Origin of the sequence: Bradyrhizobium sp., assembly GCF_049512235.1 — a bacterium.
Taxonomy (GTDB): Bacteria; Pseudomonadota; Alphaproteobacteria; order Rhizobiales; family Xanthobacteraceae; genus Bradyrhizobium.
Genome location: NZ_JBEKXH010000121.1, coordinates 1 through 15,531 on the forward strand (window position 1 = coordinate 1; position 15,531 = coordinate 15,531).

At 62.2% G+C, this 15,531-nt stretch carries 14 protein-coding genes and 1 tRNA gene; 11 read left to right on the plus strand and 4 right to left on the minus strand.

The genetic code is table 11. The features are described 5' to 3' along the window. Window positions 1-636: 636 nt before the first annotated feature. Window positions 637-1,002: a hypothetical protein gene (locus ABSG20_RS13610; RefSeq protein ID WP_423865024.1), complete on the minus strand. Its 366-nt coding sequence runs from the start codon at window positions 1,000-1,002 to the stop codon at window positions 637-639. 148 nt (window positions 1,003-1,150) lie between these two features. On the opposite strand from ABSG20_RS13610, the gene ABSG20_RS13615 reads away from it, so the two are divergent. The 7 genes from ABSG20_RS13615 to ABSG20_RS13645 all read left to right on the plus strand — a co-directional run bounded on the left by ABSG20_RS13615 (window position 1,151) and on the right by ABSG20_RS13645 (window position 6,926). Beyond that, window positions 1,151-1,531, plus strand: coding sequence for a thiol-disulfide oxidoreductase DCC family protein (locus ABSG20_RS13615; protein WP_423865025.1), 381 nt, complete (start codon window positions 1,151-1,153; stop codon window positions 1,529-1,531). A gap of 90 nt (window positions 1,532-1,621) precedes the next feature. Further along, on the plus strand, window positions 1,622-1,891 hold the full coding sequence (locus tag ABSG20_RS13620; RefSeq protein ID WP_423865026.1) for a DUF2442 domain-containing protein: 270 nt from the start codon (window positions 1,622-1,624) through the stop codon (window positions 1,889-1,891). 89 nt (window positions 1,892-1,980) lie between these two features. Further along, a complete protein-coding gene (locus tag ABSG20_RS13625) occupies window positions 1,981-2,787 on the plus strand; it encodes a lytic murein transglycosylase (protein ID WP_423865027.1) in 807 nt (268 codons plus the stop codon). A gap of 231 nt (window positions 2,788-3,018) precedes the next feature. After that, window positions 3,019-3,630 (plus strand): LysE family translocator, encoded by a 612-nt coding sequence (locus ABSG20_RS13630; protein WP_423865028.1) that lies wholly within the window; start codon window positions 3,019-3,021, stop codon window positions 3,628-3,630. 782 nt (window positions 3,631-4,412) lie between these two features. Further along, window positions 4,413-5,633 (plus strand): sensor domain-containing diguanylate cyclase, encoded by a 1,221-nt coding sequence (locus tag ABSG20_RS13635; RefSeq protein ID WP_423865029.1) that lies wholly within the window; start codon window positions 4,413-4,415, stop codon window positions 5,631-5,633. Window positions 5,634-5,680: 47 nt separating this feature from the next. Next, a complete protein-coding gene (locus ABSG20_RS13640) occupies window positions 5,681-6,301 on the plus strand; it encodes a peptidoglycan recognition protein family protein (RefSeq protein ID WP_423865030.1) in 621 nt (206 codons plus the stop codon). A gap of 109 nt (window positions 6,302-6,410) precedes the next feature. Next, entirely contained in the window at window positions 6,411-6,926 is a 516-nt protein-coding gene (locus ABSG20_RS13645; RefSeq protein ID WP_423865031.1) for a hypothetical protein, read from the plus strand. Window positions 6,927-7,014: 88 nt separating this feature from the next. Here the strand turns inward: ABSG20_RS13645 and rpoH are convergent, their stop codons facing one another. Both rpoH and ABSG20_RS13655 read right to left on the minus strand, forming a co-directional pair. Then, window positions 7,015-7,914 (minus strand): RNA polymerase sigma factor RpoH, encoded by a 900-nt coding sequence (gene rpoH / locus ABSG20_RS13650; protein WP_423865032.1) that lies wholly within the window; start codon window positions 7,912-7,914, stop codon window positions 7,015-7,017. A 218-nt stretch (window positions 7,915-8,132) separates the two neighbouring features. Next, window positions 8,133-9,188 carry an RluA family pseudouridine synthase gene (locus ABSG20_RS13655; protein WP_423865033.1) on the minus strand — a complete coding sequence of 352 codons (1,056 nt, stop codon included), beginning with the start codon at window positions 9,186-9,188 and terminating at the stop codon, window positions 8,133-8,135. Between ABSG20_RS13655 and ABSG20_RS13660 the strand changes: the two genes are divergently transcribed. Then, window positions 9,187-9,519 (plus strand): hypothetical protein, encoded by a 333-nt coding sequence (locus ABSG20_RS13660; protein WP_423865034.1) that lies wholly within the window; start codon window positions 9,187-9,189, stop codon window positions 9,517-9,519. The two genes, ABSG20_RS13655 and ABSG20_RS13660, sit on opposite strands and share 2 nt — an antisense overlap. A 56-nt stretch (window positions 9,520-9,575) precedes the next feature. Next, window positions 9,576-9,650 (plus strand) — tRNA-Glu (locus ABSG20_RS13665). Between the two features lie 121 nt (window positions 9,651-9,771). Here the strand turns inward: ABSG20_RS13665 and ABSG20_RS13670 are convergent. After that, the gene (locus tag ABSG20_RS13670; protein ID WP_423865035.1) at window positions 9,772-11,595 is read right to left on the minus strand and encodes a sulfotransferase; all 1,824 of its coding nucleotides are present in this window, start codon (window positions 11,593-11,595) and stop codon (window positions 9,772-9,774) included. Between the two features lie 437 nt (window positions 11,596-12,032). On the opposite strand from ABSG20_RS13670, the gene ABSG20_RS13675 reads away from it, so the two are divergent. Together ABSG20_RS13675 and ABSG20_RS13680 are read left to right on the plus strand one after the other, a co-directional pair. Beyond that, entirely contained in the window at window positions 12,033-13,130 is a 1,098-nt protein-coding gene (locus ABSG20_RS13675) for a helix-turn-helix transcriptional regulator (RefSeq protein WP_423865036.1), read from the plus strand. Between the two features lie 512 nt (window positions 13,131-13,642). After that, window positions 13,643-15,531: beta strand repeat-containing protein (locus tag ABSG20_RS13680; protein ID WP_423865037.1), on the plus strand; the 1,889-nt coding region annotated here is incomplete at its 3' end.

Below are 15,531 nucleotides of genomic sequence, written 5' to 3' on the forward strand. Positions count from 1 at the left end.
GGGTGTTTTCCGGTGCCTCGCTGTGAATACTCGTGTGCGTGATGGCCGTTTTCTGCACGCGAGGCTGCGGGTGCCACTGGGCATCCGGCATTCCCCACGCCCTCTGTTTGGGCGGAAGTCTCCTGCAACAGCCCGGGCGCCTCGCGCCGCGGGGCTGCGAACGTATGCTAAAAGTGCCCGTCATTGCGAGGAGCCCTTGCGACGAAGCAATCCAGCTTTCTCTCCGCGGCGGCAAAGCTGGATTGCTTCGCGGAGCCTGTCATCGGGCGCGCGTTCGCGCGACCCGTTGGCTCGCAACGACGATCTCAGACTATCTTTGCGTGGCTGTTTGAAAAGTGCATCGGAAATTTGAAGGGTGGGCAAAGCCACCGGGTCGCGCGAATGCGCGAGCCGATGGCGTGCCCACCAGCTTACTCAAGCAAGGGGTGGGCACGGCGCGAAGAGCGCGTTTGCCCACCCTGCGAATCAACACTGGAAACTGCATGCCCCTGTTTCCGGACCTGTATTAACAGGGCTTATCAGGGAAAAGGTGCTGTCTCTCGCAGACACAACTTTCCCGATCGCCTGGATAGCCCTGCTTTTCGGGATAGTTCCGGCGGGCCGAAGCCCGCCGCCGTCGGCGCGGGGCCGGGACTGTCAGCGCTGGCGCCCGGCTCGCGCCCGGGACTTGCTCAGCGGTTGCGCCAAAAGTCGCGGCGGCCCGCGGGGGCCTTCGTCGTCGGCCTGCCACTGCCCGGCCGCCATGATCGCGGTGCCCATCGCTGTTGAACCGAAGGTGACGACGAACCCGAACAGCAACAGCCCGAGCGCGGTACCGGGCTCGCGGTCGGCGAGGATCAGATCGCGCAGACCAAAGGGATTGAGCACCAGCAGGCCACCGACCAAAAGCGCCGCCAGCGCCGTTCCCGTGGCCAAGTTGATTAAAAGCAGCCGGAACAGCGGCACCTGCCAAAACCGAACGCGGCGGGGTATTTTTGTCCGGCTTTGAACCTCTTCTGGCATCGCTCGCTCGGCTGCACTGGCGCTGTCAATCAATTTATCAGAAGTCGCCGCCCGTTCAAACAGTGCCGCGCAGAAGCCGTTTTTGGCCTTCAGGCAGTTGACGTGGCAACATCCGCGCAAAATGGGATCAGGCCTATGTCTCGACATCATGACGGCGCCTAGCCTGGTAGTCTGGTACAATACCCGTTGTCCGGTCTGCGACGCCGGGATCGACTGGCAGCGCAACAAACTGCTGACGGCGGTGCGTGCCGGCCGCCTCGCATTCCGTGACATCAACGACCAGCCCACGGCGCTGGCAGCCTATGGCGCCTCGCTCGACGACATCAGGCGCCGCCTGCATGCCACCGACGCCGCCGGCCGTCTCATCGTCGGCGCCGATGTCATGATCGCGATCTGGCGGATGACATCAGGCGAAGGCTGGCTGGCGAGGCTGTTCGGCAATCGCCTGATGCTGCCGCTGACGCGCTTTGGCTATGATCGCTTTGCCGATGGGCTGTTTGCGTGGAACAGGTGGAAGGGACATTGGTGAAGACGTGCCGACAATTGCTTATTTCTATGGAATTGCGTAATTGGCGGCGAGCACGGGCCGGTACGCCGCTGGTCAGGATCGCGGGCCTCGATGATGATTAAAGTCGCAAAAATCAAATGTCTCGGTGGACATCGGCTGCGCGCCACCTTTAGCGGCGGCATGGCGGGAGAGTATGATTTCTCCACGATCGTCAGCGAGGGGGGGCCGATGGCCGAACCCCTGCGCGATCCCGCTTTCTTCGAGCGCGTATTCCTTGAGGATGGTGCGCCGAGCTGGCCGAACGGCTTCGATGCTGCGCCGGGCTGGCTGCGGCGGGAGATCGAGGCGGCAGGGGCGCTTGCCCGGGATGCGGTGGCTTGACGCAGCAAACGCATTCGCCTGGTCGAAGCAAACGAGATACCGCAATCCGGACGGCGCAACGTGGCGTCCTCGTAAGGAATCATTTCGACATGTCCATCATTCGTCCCTTTATCCTCTTCTGCGCCGTCACCATTGCCACCCCCTCCTTTGCCGCCCGCTGCGGCGGCGATTTCAGTTCCTTCGTGGCAAGCTTCTCGTCGGAGGCTGCATCCGCCGGCATCTCGCAGGGCGTGATCGGCTCGGCGCTGTCGGGGGTGGGCGAGGACATGGCGGTTTTGAATTTCGACCGCCGCCAGCGCTACACCTTCAACAAGAGCTTCGAGCAATATGTCTCGACCCGCGTCGGATCGGGGCGCATCAACGGCGGCCGGGCGATGCTGCAGCGCCACGCCGCGCTATTGGCGAGCATCGAGGCGCGGTTCGGCGTGCCGCGGCAGATCCTGGTCGCGATCTGGGGGCTGGAGACCGATTTCGGCAAGGGCGACATGGGGAAATTGCCGGTGATCCGCACGCTGGCAACGCTCGCGCATGATTGCCGCCGCTCCGAACTGTTCCAGGGTGAATTGCTCGCTGCGCTCAAAATCGTGCAGCGCGGCGACCTGCCGCTGCGCGACATGATCGGCGCCTTCGCCGGCGAAATCGGCCAGACCCAATTCCTGCCGTCGTCCTATATCAAATACGGCGTCGATTTCGACGGCGACGGCCGCGTCGATCTGCGCCACAGCGTGCCCGACGTACTCGCTTCCACCGCCAACCTGCTGCACACCAACGGCTTCAAGATGGGGGCGCCTTACGACGAAGGCAGCGCCAACTTCGAGGCCATGCGCGAATGGAATCACGCCACGATCTACCGCAAGACTATCGCCTATTTCGCCGATCAATTGGTGGGAAGGTGAGCGTGACGCGCAACGTAGAAACGGTCATTGCGGGCCTTCGTCTCAGGTCGGCGTGCGCCGACCCAAGGCACATCCCGGAATGACAAACTCAATTTTCACGCGTTGTCCTGCTTCCCCGCCTTTGCCGTCTTACCTATCCGGCGCACCAAAAGGCAAGCCCGCGCCGACGCCTTGTTCCCCGTGCTGCGATGGCTTAGTCTGGTTCTGCAACACCTTGACGGAGTACCGCCGATGTCTCTTGCGTTCCTTTTGACCTCGCTGATCGTGATAGCGTCGCCGGGCACCGGCGTGCTGTATACGCTGGCGGCGGCACTGACGCACGGCTCCCGCGCCAGCATCGCTGCGGCCTTTGGCTGCACGCTCGGGATCGTCCCGCATATCGCAGCCGCCATGCTCGGCCTCGCCGCCGTGCTGCACACCAGCGCGCTGGCTTTCGCGGCGCTGAAATGGTGCGGGGTGATCTATCTATTATTCATGGCCTGGCAGGCGCTGCGCGAGAAAGGTGCGCTCAAGGTCGATGCCGGAGCCGACGGCCGCTCGTCCCGGCGGGCGATCGTTACCGGATTCTTGATCAACATCCTCAACCCGAAGCTGTCGATCTTCTTCCTGGCGTTCCTGCCGCAATTCATCGCGGTGGATGAAGGCCATCCGCAGTGGCGGATGCTGCAACTGAGCGGCGCGTTCATGGCAATGACCTTGGCGATGTTCGTGGCCTATGGCCTGTTCGCAGCCGGTGTCCGCGACCGCGTCGTCACGAGGCCAAGAGTGATGGCATGGCTGCGCCGCGCCTTCGCCGGCGGGTTTGCCGCACTCGGCGCAAAATTGGCGTTCGCGGACCGGTAGATGTCCATTTCTCATGGGCGAGCCGCACCTGCACCAACCCGAACCATGAGGCCCGGCATTGGCCGCTGCGAACAATAGCCCTCACTCATGCCCCGAAGGGTGAGGACATCGTCGCTATCATTAAAGACCGGGAGGCGGGCTCAAGGCTCGCGCCTGAGCAAAAGTTGATCTGAGCGCGCCGGGTACCCGGGCAGAGCGAAGCTCCACCCGGGCTTGAAAAGTTTACTTCTTCTTGGCTTTCTTGACCTTCTTCGCCTTCTTAGCCTTCTTCGCTTTCTTAGCCATAGCATCCTCTCAGTGTTCAATGGATGGAAACGCCACACGAGGCATGCTCGGCGGAGGCCCAGCCTCGCAACATCCTCAAATGTGATCCCAACAGATTCGCGGGCCACTGCCCCGCGCTGTCACCCCGGTGTAATCGCGTTATCCACAGCTGTTATGCTGTTTTGGCACATTTTCTCTGGCGCGATGCGCGTTGTCCGTCGCGATGCGCGGCGCGCCTGATCCTTGGAGCGCTGATACCGGTTGCGCCCTGTCAGGGTTAACAAGGCTCAAATGCGATCCGCATCGCGCGACAAATCCTTGGGACCAACGCGCGATCAGAGCGTGCCTCGATGCATCATTGCAATCTTCATCAATTCAAAACCACGGCGCGGATATACTGCGCCGCGGTGAGCCTCCGTTAAGCGCTCGACCGTACCTTGGCCGCCAGCAAGGAGGATCGTCATGGCCTGGCCGTCCGATAACAGGGGAGGCAGAGACATTCGCTCTCCGCATTCGCAATGCTGAGCGTTCCGACGCTGTGGACGGTGTTCGTCGTCAACTTCCTCGCCCAGGCTCTTTTCTGGGCGTATGTCGCGCGCTGCTATCCCAAATTCCCGGCCGCCCGGTTCTGGGCTGGCGCGGCGTTTGCCGCAGCCGCCGGCTCGGCGCTGGCGACGCTGCGCCTCGCCATCGATTCGCTGTTGCCGCTGCTCGCGGCCGGCACCCTGATCATTTTCGCTGCCTGCCTTGCGGCGATGGGCATCAGGCGGTTTTACGACCAACAGCCCTCCTGGCGAGGCACCGCGCTGATCGCAGGACTAAGCTTCGCCGGCCTGACGTTCTTCACGATCGGCATCGACAGCCTGCCGATGCGGATGCTGGTCTATTCGGTGGGCCAGTCCTTGCCGCTGGCGCTGACGCTCGGACTGTTGCTGTCGGGGCAGGACGGTCGCAAGAACCCCGGCGCTCGGCTGTCGGGCCTGGTCACAATTGTCATCGTGGCGATCAATGTCATCCGCGCCGGCGGCAGTCTGCTGCATGTCGGTGGCGATTTCTCCTTCATCCACTATAATCCGCTGCAGGCGGCGCTGGGGCTGGGGCTGCTATTCCTGTCCAATGCGTGGAATTTCGGCTTCCTGCTGATGGCGATGGATCGGCTGCGCAATGAAGTCGCCGACCTGGCATTGCTTGACGATCTCACCGGCGTTGGCAACCGGCGGCTGTTGTCGCAGCGCCTGGTCGAGGAATGTTCGAGGTCGGAGCGAAGCGGCCAGCCGTTCGCGCTGCTGGTGATCGATCTCGACGGTTTCAAGGCGATCAACGATACGCACGGCCACGCGGCAGGCGACGCCTGCCTGCAGCATTTTACCCTGATGGCGCAAACCCGGCTGCGCTCCGGCGATATGCTGGCGCGCAGCGGCGGCGACGAGTTCTGCATCGTGCTGCCCGCCTCAACCCTGCATGACGGCGCGGTCATCGCTCGCCGCATCCTGGATGTTTGCCGCGCCGACGCCGAGGCCTGCGTCGGCGCCGACATCCCGATCGCGCTTTCGATCGGGGTGGCGCAGTGGACCGGCGAGATCGGCCTTTTCCCGGACCGGCTGATCGCGGCCGCCGATTCTGCGTTGTACGCCGCCAAGAAGGCCGGCAAGAACCGCCATGCGGTCTATGACCCGTCGGCGGCGCTGGCGCCCGGGCATGGCGCAAAGCCCGAACCAGCCCTGCGCTGGCACGCCTGAAGCGTGCTATCCAGTGCGTGCTTTTCTTCGCACGGGATGTGAGACCGATGAATTTCCGCCTGCTCGCGGTGCTGCTCTGCGTCGCCATCTTGACCCCGGCAGCGGCGCAGACGCCCGACCTTGTGGCCATCGCCAAGGCATCGGGCAGGCCCGAGATCCCCGGCCTCAAGATGGTCTGGCTGGCGCCGTGGGGTGAGGTGGCAAAGGCCCATCCCTGGCGCAACATCATCGTGCACCAGACCGAGGGGCCGGCCGGCTCGGCGCGCGGCGGGGCCGAAGCGCAGGCCAGAAACCCGACGCGGCGCGGCGTCACGGTCTGGGTCGAAACCGACGGCACGGTGTACTGGGCGGTGCCGGAAGATCTGGTGCCGACCCATGGCGACGGCGCCAACCGCAACGACAATAAGTTCATCGACAATGGGCCGACCTATCACCAGGTGATCGGCAGCAATTCAATCGGCGTGGAGTTCGCCGGCAATTATCCCGACGTGACGCGCGGCGCGACCGAGGCGCAGATCGCGGCGTGGCGGGTTTTGGTGCAGGTAATACGGGCCCGCTATGACATTCCGCTGCAGCGGGTCTACGCCCATGACTGGATCGACTTCAAGGACGCCCGCTATTGCGAGGGCTGCGCGCTGGCTACGCTGGCGCGGCAGTGGGGGCCGTAGGGCATTATTCCTGGTCGGCTGGAGGCCGCTCGCCGTGCAACACAATCTTGGCGCACTGTTCGGCGTTATAGCTGGCGCAACAGGCAAGGCTCAGGCAGGGGAATTTGCAATGTCAGCATCGATCATCTGGCCGGTCGCAGCGAGCCATCGTGATCTATTTCGGGTCTTTGGCATCCGCGCCCTGCGCCTGTTTCCGGCCGTTGTGCTGTCGCTCTACGCCTCGGTTGTCGCCGCCGTGGAGGCGCCGAGCAAGCCGTTCCTGGAAAAGAACAGCTTTTATCTGTCGTCCGCCGGCTTTCTTGTTCAGCTCGCCAACGATCCGGCTGGACAAAAAGCGCTGCGCACGCTGCCGGCGCATCGCTTCGTGGTCAACGGGGTTGGCGACGCCGTGCGCTATCTTTATGCCGAACCGCAGCACTGCGTCTGCATCTTCGTAGGGACCCAACAGGCCTATGACAGGTACCGCAAGATCCTCGGCCAGCCGCTGGCGCCGACCGACAATGTGCCTCCTGATTACAAGACCCAGGCCGGCGTGCTGTTGAGCGGCCAGCCGCTGCGGCAGAGCACGCGCGGCGATCCCACCACGCTATCGGACTATCTCAGCACTCTTTCCCCTCATTATTGAGGCGGCCTACCGGGACCGGCACCTGCGACAGCGCCAACAAAAAAGCCGGCGTTGCCGCCGGCTTTCCTCTGTCGCGCAATTCGTCGGATCAATGCGCGGCTTCCAGCGCCGCCTGTTCCTGCCTGGCAATGGTGCCCTTGACGGCGGACTGCACCTTCTCGAAGGCGCGCACCTCGATCTGCCGCACACGCTCGCGCGACACGCCGAACTCGGCGGCGAGGTCTTCCAGCGTCATCGGTTCCTCGGCCAGGCGCCGCGCCTCGAAGATGCGGCGTTCCCTTGGGTTGAGCACGCCGATGGCGCCGTTCAGCGCCTCGCGGCGATGATCGAACTCCTCGTGCTCCGCCATGATGGCTTCCTGGTTGGGCGCGGTATCGACCAGCCAGTCCTGCCATTCGCCGGCCTCACCGTCGTCCCGGATCGGGGCGTTGAGCGAGGCATCGCCGCTCAGCCTTCGGTTCATGTCGATCACGTCCTGATCGGTCACGCCGAGGCGCTTGGCAATCAGCTTGACCTGGTCGGGGTGCAGATCACCCTCATCCAGTGCGGAAATCCTGCTCTTCGCCTTGCGCAGGTTGAAGAACAGCTTTTTCTGGTTCGCAGTGGTGCCCATCTTCACGAGCGACCAGGAACGCAGAATGTACTCTTGTATTGAGGCCTTGATCCACCACATGGCGTAGGTAGCGAGACGAAAACCCTTGTCGGGCTCGAACCGCTTGACCGCCTGCATCAGGCCGACATTGCCTTCCGAGACGACCTCGGAGATCGGCAATCCGTAGCCGCGATAGCCCATGGCGATCTTGGCCACGAGCCGGAGATGGCTGGTAACAAGGTGATGTGCCGCGTCGCGATCGTCATGCTCGCGCCAGCGTTTGGCGAGCATGTATTCCTGCTGGGGTTCCAGCATCGGAAACTTGCGGATCTCGGCGAGGTAACGGGATAAGCCGGATTCTCCATTGAGAACCGGCAAGGTAGCTGTACGGGCCATTGTGTAGCGCCCTCCAGAGGTTCAGGCCCCCGACATCGGCGGGCCAGGCAGGCGGCCGCTTTGTCAAAGCCAGTCGCGCTGCGATGTTCCACGGTATATATTCAACGCAGCTGCAACATACACTGAATCGGGGTCGATTTGGAAGGATAACAGGGGTCACGTCCCCGTGTGGCTAATATAACGTATTGGCATAGCTGTGCTTTTTCAGGAGACCTGCGTCATTGCGTCGCCTGCAGCGAATTTCTGAGGCGCGTCAGGTCGTCGGGTAAATCCGCGATCCACTTCATGATGGCCCCGGTTTGCGGGTGTTCCAGCACCAGCAGGTATGCATGCAGCGCTTGGCGATCGAGGGCAGCCAGTGCGGCCTGGCTCTTGGGGCCGAGATGGCCAGCCTTGGTTTTGAAGTGCGGGCCGTAAACGCCGTCACCCATCAGGGGATGGCCGATATGAGCGAGATGCACCCGGATCTGGTGGGTGCGCCCGGTTTCCAGCTGGCAGGCCAATAGCGCCGCGATCGCTTTACCGTCGCGGCCCTGGAAGCTTTCCTGAATTTCCCAATGGGTGACCGCGTCGCGGCCGCCTTCGCGCACCGCCATTTTCTCCCTTGCATGCGGATGGCGGTCGATCGGGGCATCGACGCTGCCGCGCTGGCGGTGCGGCACACCCCAGACCATGGCCATGTAACCGCGGCGCATCGCGCCGGTGCGGCCGTGATCGGCAAACTGGGCGGTCAGCGATTGGTGCGCGCGGTCGTTTTTTGCCACGACCATCAGCCCGGTGGTGTCCTTGTCGAGCCGGTGCACGATGCCCGGCCGCTTGACGCCGCCGATCCCCGACAGGCTCGCGCCGCAATGGGCGATCAGCGCGTTGACCAGCGTTCCCGTCTCATGGCCCGCGGCGGGATGCACCACGAGGCCGCTGGGCTTGTCGATGACGATGATGTCGTCATCCTCATAGATAATGTCGAGCGCGATATCCTCGCCCCGTGGCTCGGCGGCGACCGCCTCCGGCACGTCGATTGTGATCGTATCGCCTGGTGTGACGTGATAAGCGGGGTCGCGAACGGGGACGCTTTTGACGGCGACCTGCCCTGCCTGGATCAGGGCTTTCAGCCGCGATCGCGACAGTTCCGCCAGACGCACGGCCAGCACGCGGTCGAGCCGGGCCGATCCCTCGTCGCCGGCGACGGTGACCTCCAATTGTTGACCGCTATTCGAAGCTTGTTCCAAAGAAGAGCCGATCCCTGAAGAGTTTTGCCTTAAAGAGTGTTGCATGACCGAAACGATTGCGCCCGAACCGACCCAAGAGCAGGCCGCGTTGTTCGCGCGGGTGCGGCGGCTGATGCTGATTGCGGGCCTTACCACGGCGCTGGCGGTCGCGGCGGTTCTGATCGCCATCGGCTATCGCCTTTTCCGCACCGAGGGAAGCGCGGTGGCCACCGACGTCACGGCGACACTGCCGAAAGGCGCCCGCATCGTCACGACCGGCATCGCCGGCGACCGGCTGGTGGTGATGCTGGATATCGGCGGGGCGACCGAAATCCGCACCTTCGATGCCCGTACGCTGCAGCCCAAGGGCCAGCTGAGATTCGTCAGCGAGCCCTGAACCAGGACTCGCCTTGCGGCCAGCCGTTTTCAAGGCTATTCCCTTGAAACATCATTGCTCCCTTCGTCTAGCGGTTAGGACACGGCCCTCTCAAGGCTGAAACAGGGGTTCGATTCCCCTAGGGAGCGCCAGCTTTCACTCTGATTTTCTTGTGCTTTTCAGGGGCTTTCCCCAAACCGTCAGAAGCGGTTTGGGTAAAGTCGATCACGAAAGGCGATCGAGGCAATTCGAATGGAAGAGGTTACCGCCACGCTAATGATCAATCGTGTAACCTAGCCGATGGATGATTGGCTCCAGGATGGGAATCACCGGCGCCAGCTGTTCGCGGTAGGCTCGGTAGCGAAAGCGCGAACGGTCGTAGAGTTGTTCCGTTACCTGGGCGTAGCTGGCCGTCCTGGCATAGCGCCGGTTTTCATGAAAATCCAAGCACCGCGGATCATAGGGGGCGCCGATGAAGCCGAGCATTTCACGTACCATCGTCTCCTGCCCAACGATCACGTCCTCGTATTTCACCGACAGATATCGTAGCGCCATTTCGCGGCGGTAGTGCTCGACCAGCTCCATCACCAGCACGTAGTGCAGAGCGATGCTGGTCAGATCGTAAGCGCAGTAGAAGCCGTGCGTCAGGTGATTGGAAAAAGTTGAAAGCACCGCGTCCAAGGGATGGCGCAGCAGATGAATGATCGGCGCCTGCGGGAAGACAAGTCCGATAAGGCCCAGATGGGTCTCATTGAGAGGCATTTTGTCGGTAAACCAGTCAGCGGTCCTGCGCAATGCGCCGAGTTGGCGCGCACGCTGCAGATAATAGTCGCGCAGATTTTCAAGCCCCTCGGCCTGATCGCCGAACCAAAGCTCCGCCAGCGCATCCGGATAGGACAATGGGCTATTCAGCATGCGCGGCAACAATCCGGTCAGCTCGTTGATGACAGGCAGTTCGTCGCCGGCGGCAATACGCGGATGCGCACTCAGCATCTGTTCGATCATGGTGGTGCCGGAGCGGGGAAAGCCGACGATGAAGATCGGCTGGGCGACATCGGTCCGCACCCCGGCGCGCGGCAAAATTTGCAGACGGGCGGCGACAAAGAAGCGCGTCAAGCGCCGTACCAGTGCTTTGGCCTCCTCTGCCTGATAGGTTCGGCCGGTGCGTGCACGCAGCGTTCTCTTGGCTTCGCTGAAGGCCGCGAACGCCTCGGCGTAGCGCCCCATCCTGTCGAGCAGACGTCCCTTCTCGCTCCATTCGATCGGCCCCAGGCCGCCGCCATCGCGGCGTTGCTCGATTTCATCGATAGCGGCGAGCGCCTTGTCATAGTCCCCGACGCGGCCATGAAGAACTGCTCGCTGCAGCAGTACATTCGGATTGCGCGGCGATAGCCGCTCCGCGGCATCAAGCAACTCGCCGGCACGGGCAAAATCCCGATCGGTCTCCTCCATCTGCGCCCAGCCGTAGAGGGTTTGAAAGATGGTTGGATCGAGACCCACCGCCTCCTGATACAGTAGTCGCGCCTCCGCCATTCGTCCCTGGTTCTTCAGATTCCAGGCGAGGTTGGCGAGCAGGATGGCGCTGGGCTCGCGGAGCAACTCCCGCGCGCGGCGATAGTGATACTCGCCGACCTGGGGCCGCTGGGCTTCCGTCATGATCATGCCCATCAGATTGTGCGATTGCGCATCGTTCGGAGCGATCCGTACCGCGTTGCGGGCGTAATTTTCGGCTTGGACCAACAAGCCTTTGCCGAACAGAAGCAGGGCCAGCCTCTGGTTCGCAATCAGATGGTTGGGATCGAGGCGTACGATCCGCGCCAACAGGGCCTCGGTCGGCGCGGTTCGGTTCTGCGCCGTACAAATCTCGCAAAGCAGCATCAATCCACGGAGATGGTTGGGTTCACGCTCCAGGATGTCGACGAGTAGACGCTCGGCTTCAGCGTCACGCCCCGCAACCAGCGCATTGCGGGCGCCATCGAGGGCCTGCGCAGCCTGCGGCCACGACGCCGTCCAGTCGAGCGCGCAGCAGCGATCGGCCTTGAGCCCGCTGCCACAGCTGCAATCCGCCCGCGGGTCATCCTGCTTCGGGGGAGCCATGATCAAAGAACTCACAGCGCTTGGCGTAACTGCGCCACAAGGTACTTCCAATTGAACCATGCAAGCCAGAGGAATTTGCAACCGATCGATCAGCGTTGGCCCGACCTGCTGCGCGTTCGGCAACCAAAGATAGAGTATTTGCTTTCAATCTTTTGCATCCTGCACTAGCCTTGGAAAACCAGCTGTCAGTCGGAGGTGCGTGGGTTCTGGCTCCGTATCGCCATGGACCATTTCTGCAGATTGCGAAGCACTTACGCCGATTGGATTGGCGACACTTGCCTTTAAATGCCGGCTTGAAGCGATCGGTCGTCGGGGGATGAAGATATGTCTGGCATCAAGCTGAGTGCGTTGGCTCGGAGAGAAAGCCCCGGACAACGGCAACGATTCCAACTTCATTGACGACAACCGACCGGAGCTAGGTCGCGCGAGGATTCGCAATGGCCGACCAATATGATCGTCTCATTAGACTGATATATGAAGGTATCCGCGATGACGCTCATTGGGCTGCCGCGGTGACGCAAATTGCGAGCCAGTTATCCGCGGTCGGCGTCGGTCTCGGAATGCAGGACATGAAAACCCACCAGTTTCGAGGCCTCACGGATCACGGCATAGATCTAAACCTGACCCCGACCTATCGACGCCTCGCGCCAACCAACAAGATATGGATCGAGATCGGTCGGAGACGTCAGCCTTTGACGGATCAAATGGTGATGACGAAGGGTACCTTTAAACGAACGGAGCTTTACGCCGATTGGTTCAAGCCGCAGGAGTTTGACGGCGTCATGGCTTTTCCGGTGCTGTTCAAGGAAAGCATTTCGGCCGTCGTTGTCGCATTTCGGGATAGGACGCGCGTCGACTTTGAATCGGCTGATTTGGCCCGGTTGGGCCGCTTCGCGCATCATTTCGGCCGGGCGTTGAGTATCCGCCTGGATCGGGAGCAAACCGCCGCGGATCTGATCGCCGCGAATCTGATGCTGGACGAAATAAATCATGCCCTGCTGTTGGTTGACCGCGACGCCCGGCTACAGCATGCAAATCGAGCCGGGAGGGCCATGCTGGAAGCGGGCAAGGTCGCACGGTTGCGCAGGGGTCGGCTGGAGATTCAGGACGCAAAAGCCAATTCGATCGTCACCAAGATGGTATCAGGCGGACGAGGCGGCGAGTTGCCGTTATTCAAGCACGGCCCAGAGCAGTGGGTGATCCAGGTCCACCCTTGTCCCGACGGTGTCGGTCTTTCGGGTGCTGGCCGCATGACTGTGAAAATTATAGGTCTGAACCAATACAGCGAGGCGCCGACCCCGGCCCGGCTGCGCGAGCGGCTGGGATTGACGATCCGCCAGTGCGAAGTGATTGTCGAGCTGGCGCGAGGCGGGACTGAGGCGAAGGCGGCAAAAAATCTCGGAATCGGCGAGCCAACCGTGCATGAGCACATTCGTCGGGTCTATGACAGCCTTGAGTTAGGAAGCCGGGCAGAACTATTCGCTTTGCTGGCCCGGCATGGGTTCGATACCATCTCACGTCAGAAGGATTTATGAACTATGTCATCTGCGCAGATGACAAATCGAAGATTTGATTAGGGTCTAATTGGCTGCGCCTAGATTGATCACTCCGTCCAAGGCTCGCGGTGAGAGCATTCCATGCCCTCCAGGGGTTCGCCATGTGCGAAACCGTCCTACCTCCTTTCGCTGCGGCAACGATCGCCGATAGAGGCGGCTTGCGTCGGAAAAACAATTCTCACGTTCTTGCTTTTGCCATCGGCCTTCTATTTGGGGACTGACCGATCCCTTGCCTGCGAACGAGTTTGATACTCCTGCCGCCAACCACGACGACATCGAGGTGCGATCATGGCGAGCCCAAATCCAATCGTTGATCCCAGTCTCGAGCGTAATGTGAATATCCGCGCGGCCGGACCGAGATGCGCGGGTTCTGCCTTAGCATTGCGTTGACGATGGGTGCGCAGATGGCGAAGCACCGACCGCCGGCCACTTTGGCGGCAATTGCCCAGGCTGGGGTGCGATGCGCCTCTCGATTTTTCTGAGGTAAACCAATGGTCACCGTCACCCCCGTGCAGACCACGACCTACATCCTCACCGCCGGCGAGAACCCGATTACCTTCGGCCCTGGGACCAACATCAACGTGCTCGACGCCCAAGGCGAAGTGGCTGTCGGTGTCGGAGTCTATTTGCCAGCGTCTTTCGCTGCGGTTTATGGCGACGCCACAGCCAATTGGACCGTCACGAATCAGGGCATCTTCGAGGGATTGAATGCAGGCATCTTCCTGCAATCGGAGAGTACGGTGACCAACTCCGGCGCCATCATTGGCGGAGGGGCCCCAACTTACGCGTCCGTCGGCGTGTGGCTTTTGGCCAACGGCACGGTCATCAACCAGGCCGGCGGGACAATCACCGGTGGCGATGGCGTTCAGATAGGCGGTAGCGCCACCGTGACCAACGCGGGCTATATCAAGGGGGTGTACGGCTTCGGCTTGGGAATTGTGGGCGGCACGGGCACGGTAATCAACCTGAGTGGGGGAACCATCAGCGGCGGAATCACCGACATCGGAGTCGTACTTTGGGCCGGCGGCACGGTGACCAACAGTGCGGGCGGGACGATCAGCGGTACCTTTGACGGCGTCGGCATCTACGGCGAGGTGGGCGCGGTGACAAACGCTGGCACGATCACCGCGACGGCAACCTATGGCGCAGGCGTGCAGCTCGAAGCCGGCGGCACGGTCACCAACGACGCCGGCGGGATAATCGGTGCCAACCTATGGGGCGTCTACATCTCAGGCGGCTTCGGCACCGTGATCAACGCCGGCTCGATCAACTCAAACGACGAAGGCATCAGACTGCGTGCCGGTGGCACGGTCACCAACAGCGCTGGCGGCATGATCGGCGGCAACCACGGCGTCTACATCTACGGCGGGGTCGGCTCGGTGACCAACGCCGGCACGATCGATTCAAGCCAGGAAAGCATTTCGCTGCGTAGCGGCGGCACGGCGAATAATCTGGCCGGTGGGATGATTAGCGGTTCGATTTACATCACAGGCGGTACCGGCACGGTAACCAACACGGGCAGCATCGCCGGCGGGGTGTGGCTTCAAACCGGCGGTACGGTAACCAACCAGGCCAGCGGGACGATCAGCGGCAATAACCCCAGCGGGAGCTACGGCGTCGGTCTGGGCGCCGGCGGCACTGTAACCAACTGGGGCAAGCTCACCGGGACTCTTCTAGGCATCGACTTGCAGAACGGTGGCACTGTGGCCAACCACTCGGGCGGAACAATATCCGGTGCCTACGTTGGCATTTTGGCTGGCAATCCCAGCAAGGCCTCCGCCGGAGGCGGCGGCACGGTAACAAACGACGCAGGCGGGACGATCAGCGGCGACGGCGGCATTATCGCCGCGGTCAGCCCCGTCTCTGTGATCAACGCCGGCTCCATCACCGGCACGACTTCTGTGACGGTCACTAAGCATGACGTCACCCTGACGCTGGGCGATGGCGTGTCGCTGACAGGCGGCGGCACGGTCACCAACCAGACCGGCGGATATATCACCGGCGCCAGATACGGCGTCTACGTAACCGGCGGTTCGGGCACCGTGACCAACGCCGGCACCATCAGCGGAGCGCAGGCCGCGGTCGATTTCGCCGGCACTGGCCAGAACACGCTGACGCTGCAGACGGGCTCTGTGCTGATCGGCGAGGCCATCGGCAGCACGGCAAGCGGAGCGACCGACGCGCTGCTGTTGCAGGGTTCGGGCACAGCAGACAACGACTTCATCAATTTCGATACGCTCGCTGTGCGGGCGAGCGGCAGCTGGACGCTCGGGGGTAACTCGGCGATCGGCATTACGAGCGTGTCATCGGGAACGTTGGCGGTCACCGGCGACCTGACAACCACCGTCGACCTCTCGGGCGGTACATTGGAGCTGCGGAC

Coding starts and splice junctions, on each gene's coding strand:
- ABSG20_RS13610 (WP_423865024.1), bottom strand. CDS start 1,002: ATGCCAGAAGAGGTTCAAAGCCGGACAAAAATACCCCGCCGCGTTCGG.
- ABSG20_RS13615 (WP_423865025.1), top strand. CDS start 1,151: ATGACGGCGCCTAGCCTGGTAGTCTGGTACAATACCCGTTGTCCGGTC.
- ABSG20_RS13620 (WP_423865026.1), top strand. CDS start 1,622: ATGATGATTAAAGTCGCAAAAATCAAATGTCTCGGTGGACATCGGCTG.
- ABSG20_RS13625 (WP_423865027.1), top strand. CDS start 1,981: ATGTCCATCATTCGTCCCTTTATCCTCTTCTGCGCCGTCACCATTGCC.
- ABSG20_RS13630 (WP_423865028.1), top strand. CDS start 3,019: ATGTCTCTTGCGTTCCTTTTGACCTCGCTGATCGTGATAGCGTCGCCG.
- ABSG20_RS13635 (WP_423865029.1), top strand. CDS start 4,413: ATGCTGAGCGTTCCGACGCTGTGGACGGTGTTCGTCGTCAACTTCCTC.
- ABSG20_RS13640 (WP_423865030.1), top strand. CDS start 5,681: ATGAATTTCCGCCTGCTCGCGGTGCTGCTCTGCGTCGCCATCTTGACC.
- ABSG20_RS13645 (WP_423865031.1), top strand. CDS start 6,411: ATGTCAGCATCGATCATCTGGCCGGTCGCAGCGAGCCATCGTGATCTA.
- rpoH (WP_423865032.1), bottom strand. CDS start 7,914: ATGGCCCGTACAGCTACCTTGCCGGTTCTCAATGGAGAATCCGGCTTA.
- ABSG20_RS13660 (WP_423865034.1), top strand. CDS start 9,187: ATGACCGAAACGATTGCGCCCGAACCGACCCAAGAGCAGGCCGCGTTG.
- ABSG20_RS13655 (WP_423865033.1), bottom strand. CDS start 9,188: ATGCAACACTCTTTAAGGCAAAACTCTTCAGGGATCGGCTCTTCTTTG.
- ABSG20_RS13670 (WP_423865035.1), bottom strand. CDS start 11,595: ATGGCTCCCCCGAAGCAGGATGACCCGCGGGCGGATTGCAGCTGTGGC.
- ABSG20_RS13675 (WP_423865036.1), top strand. CDS start 12,033: ATGGCCGACCAATATGATCGTCTCATTAGACTGATATATGAAGGTATC.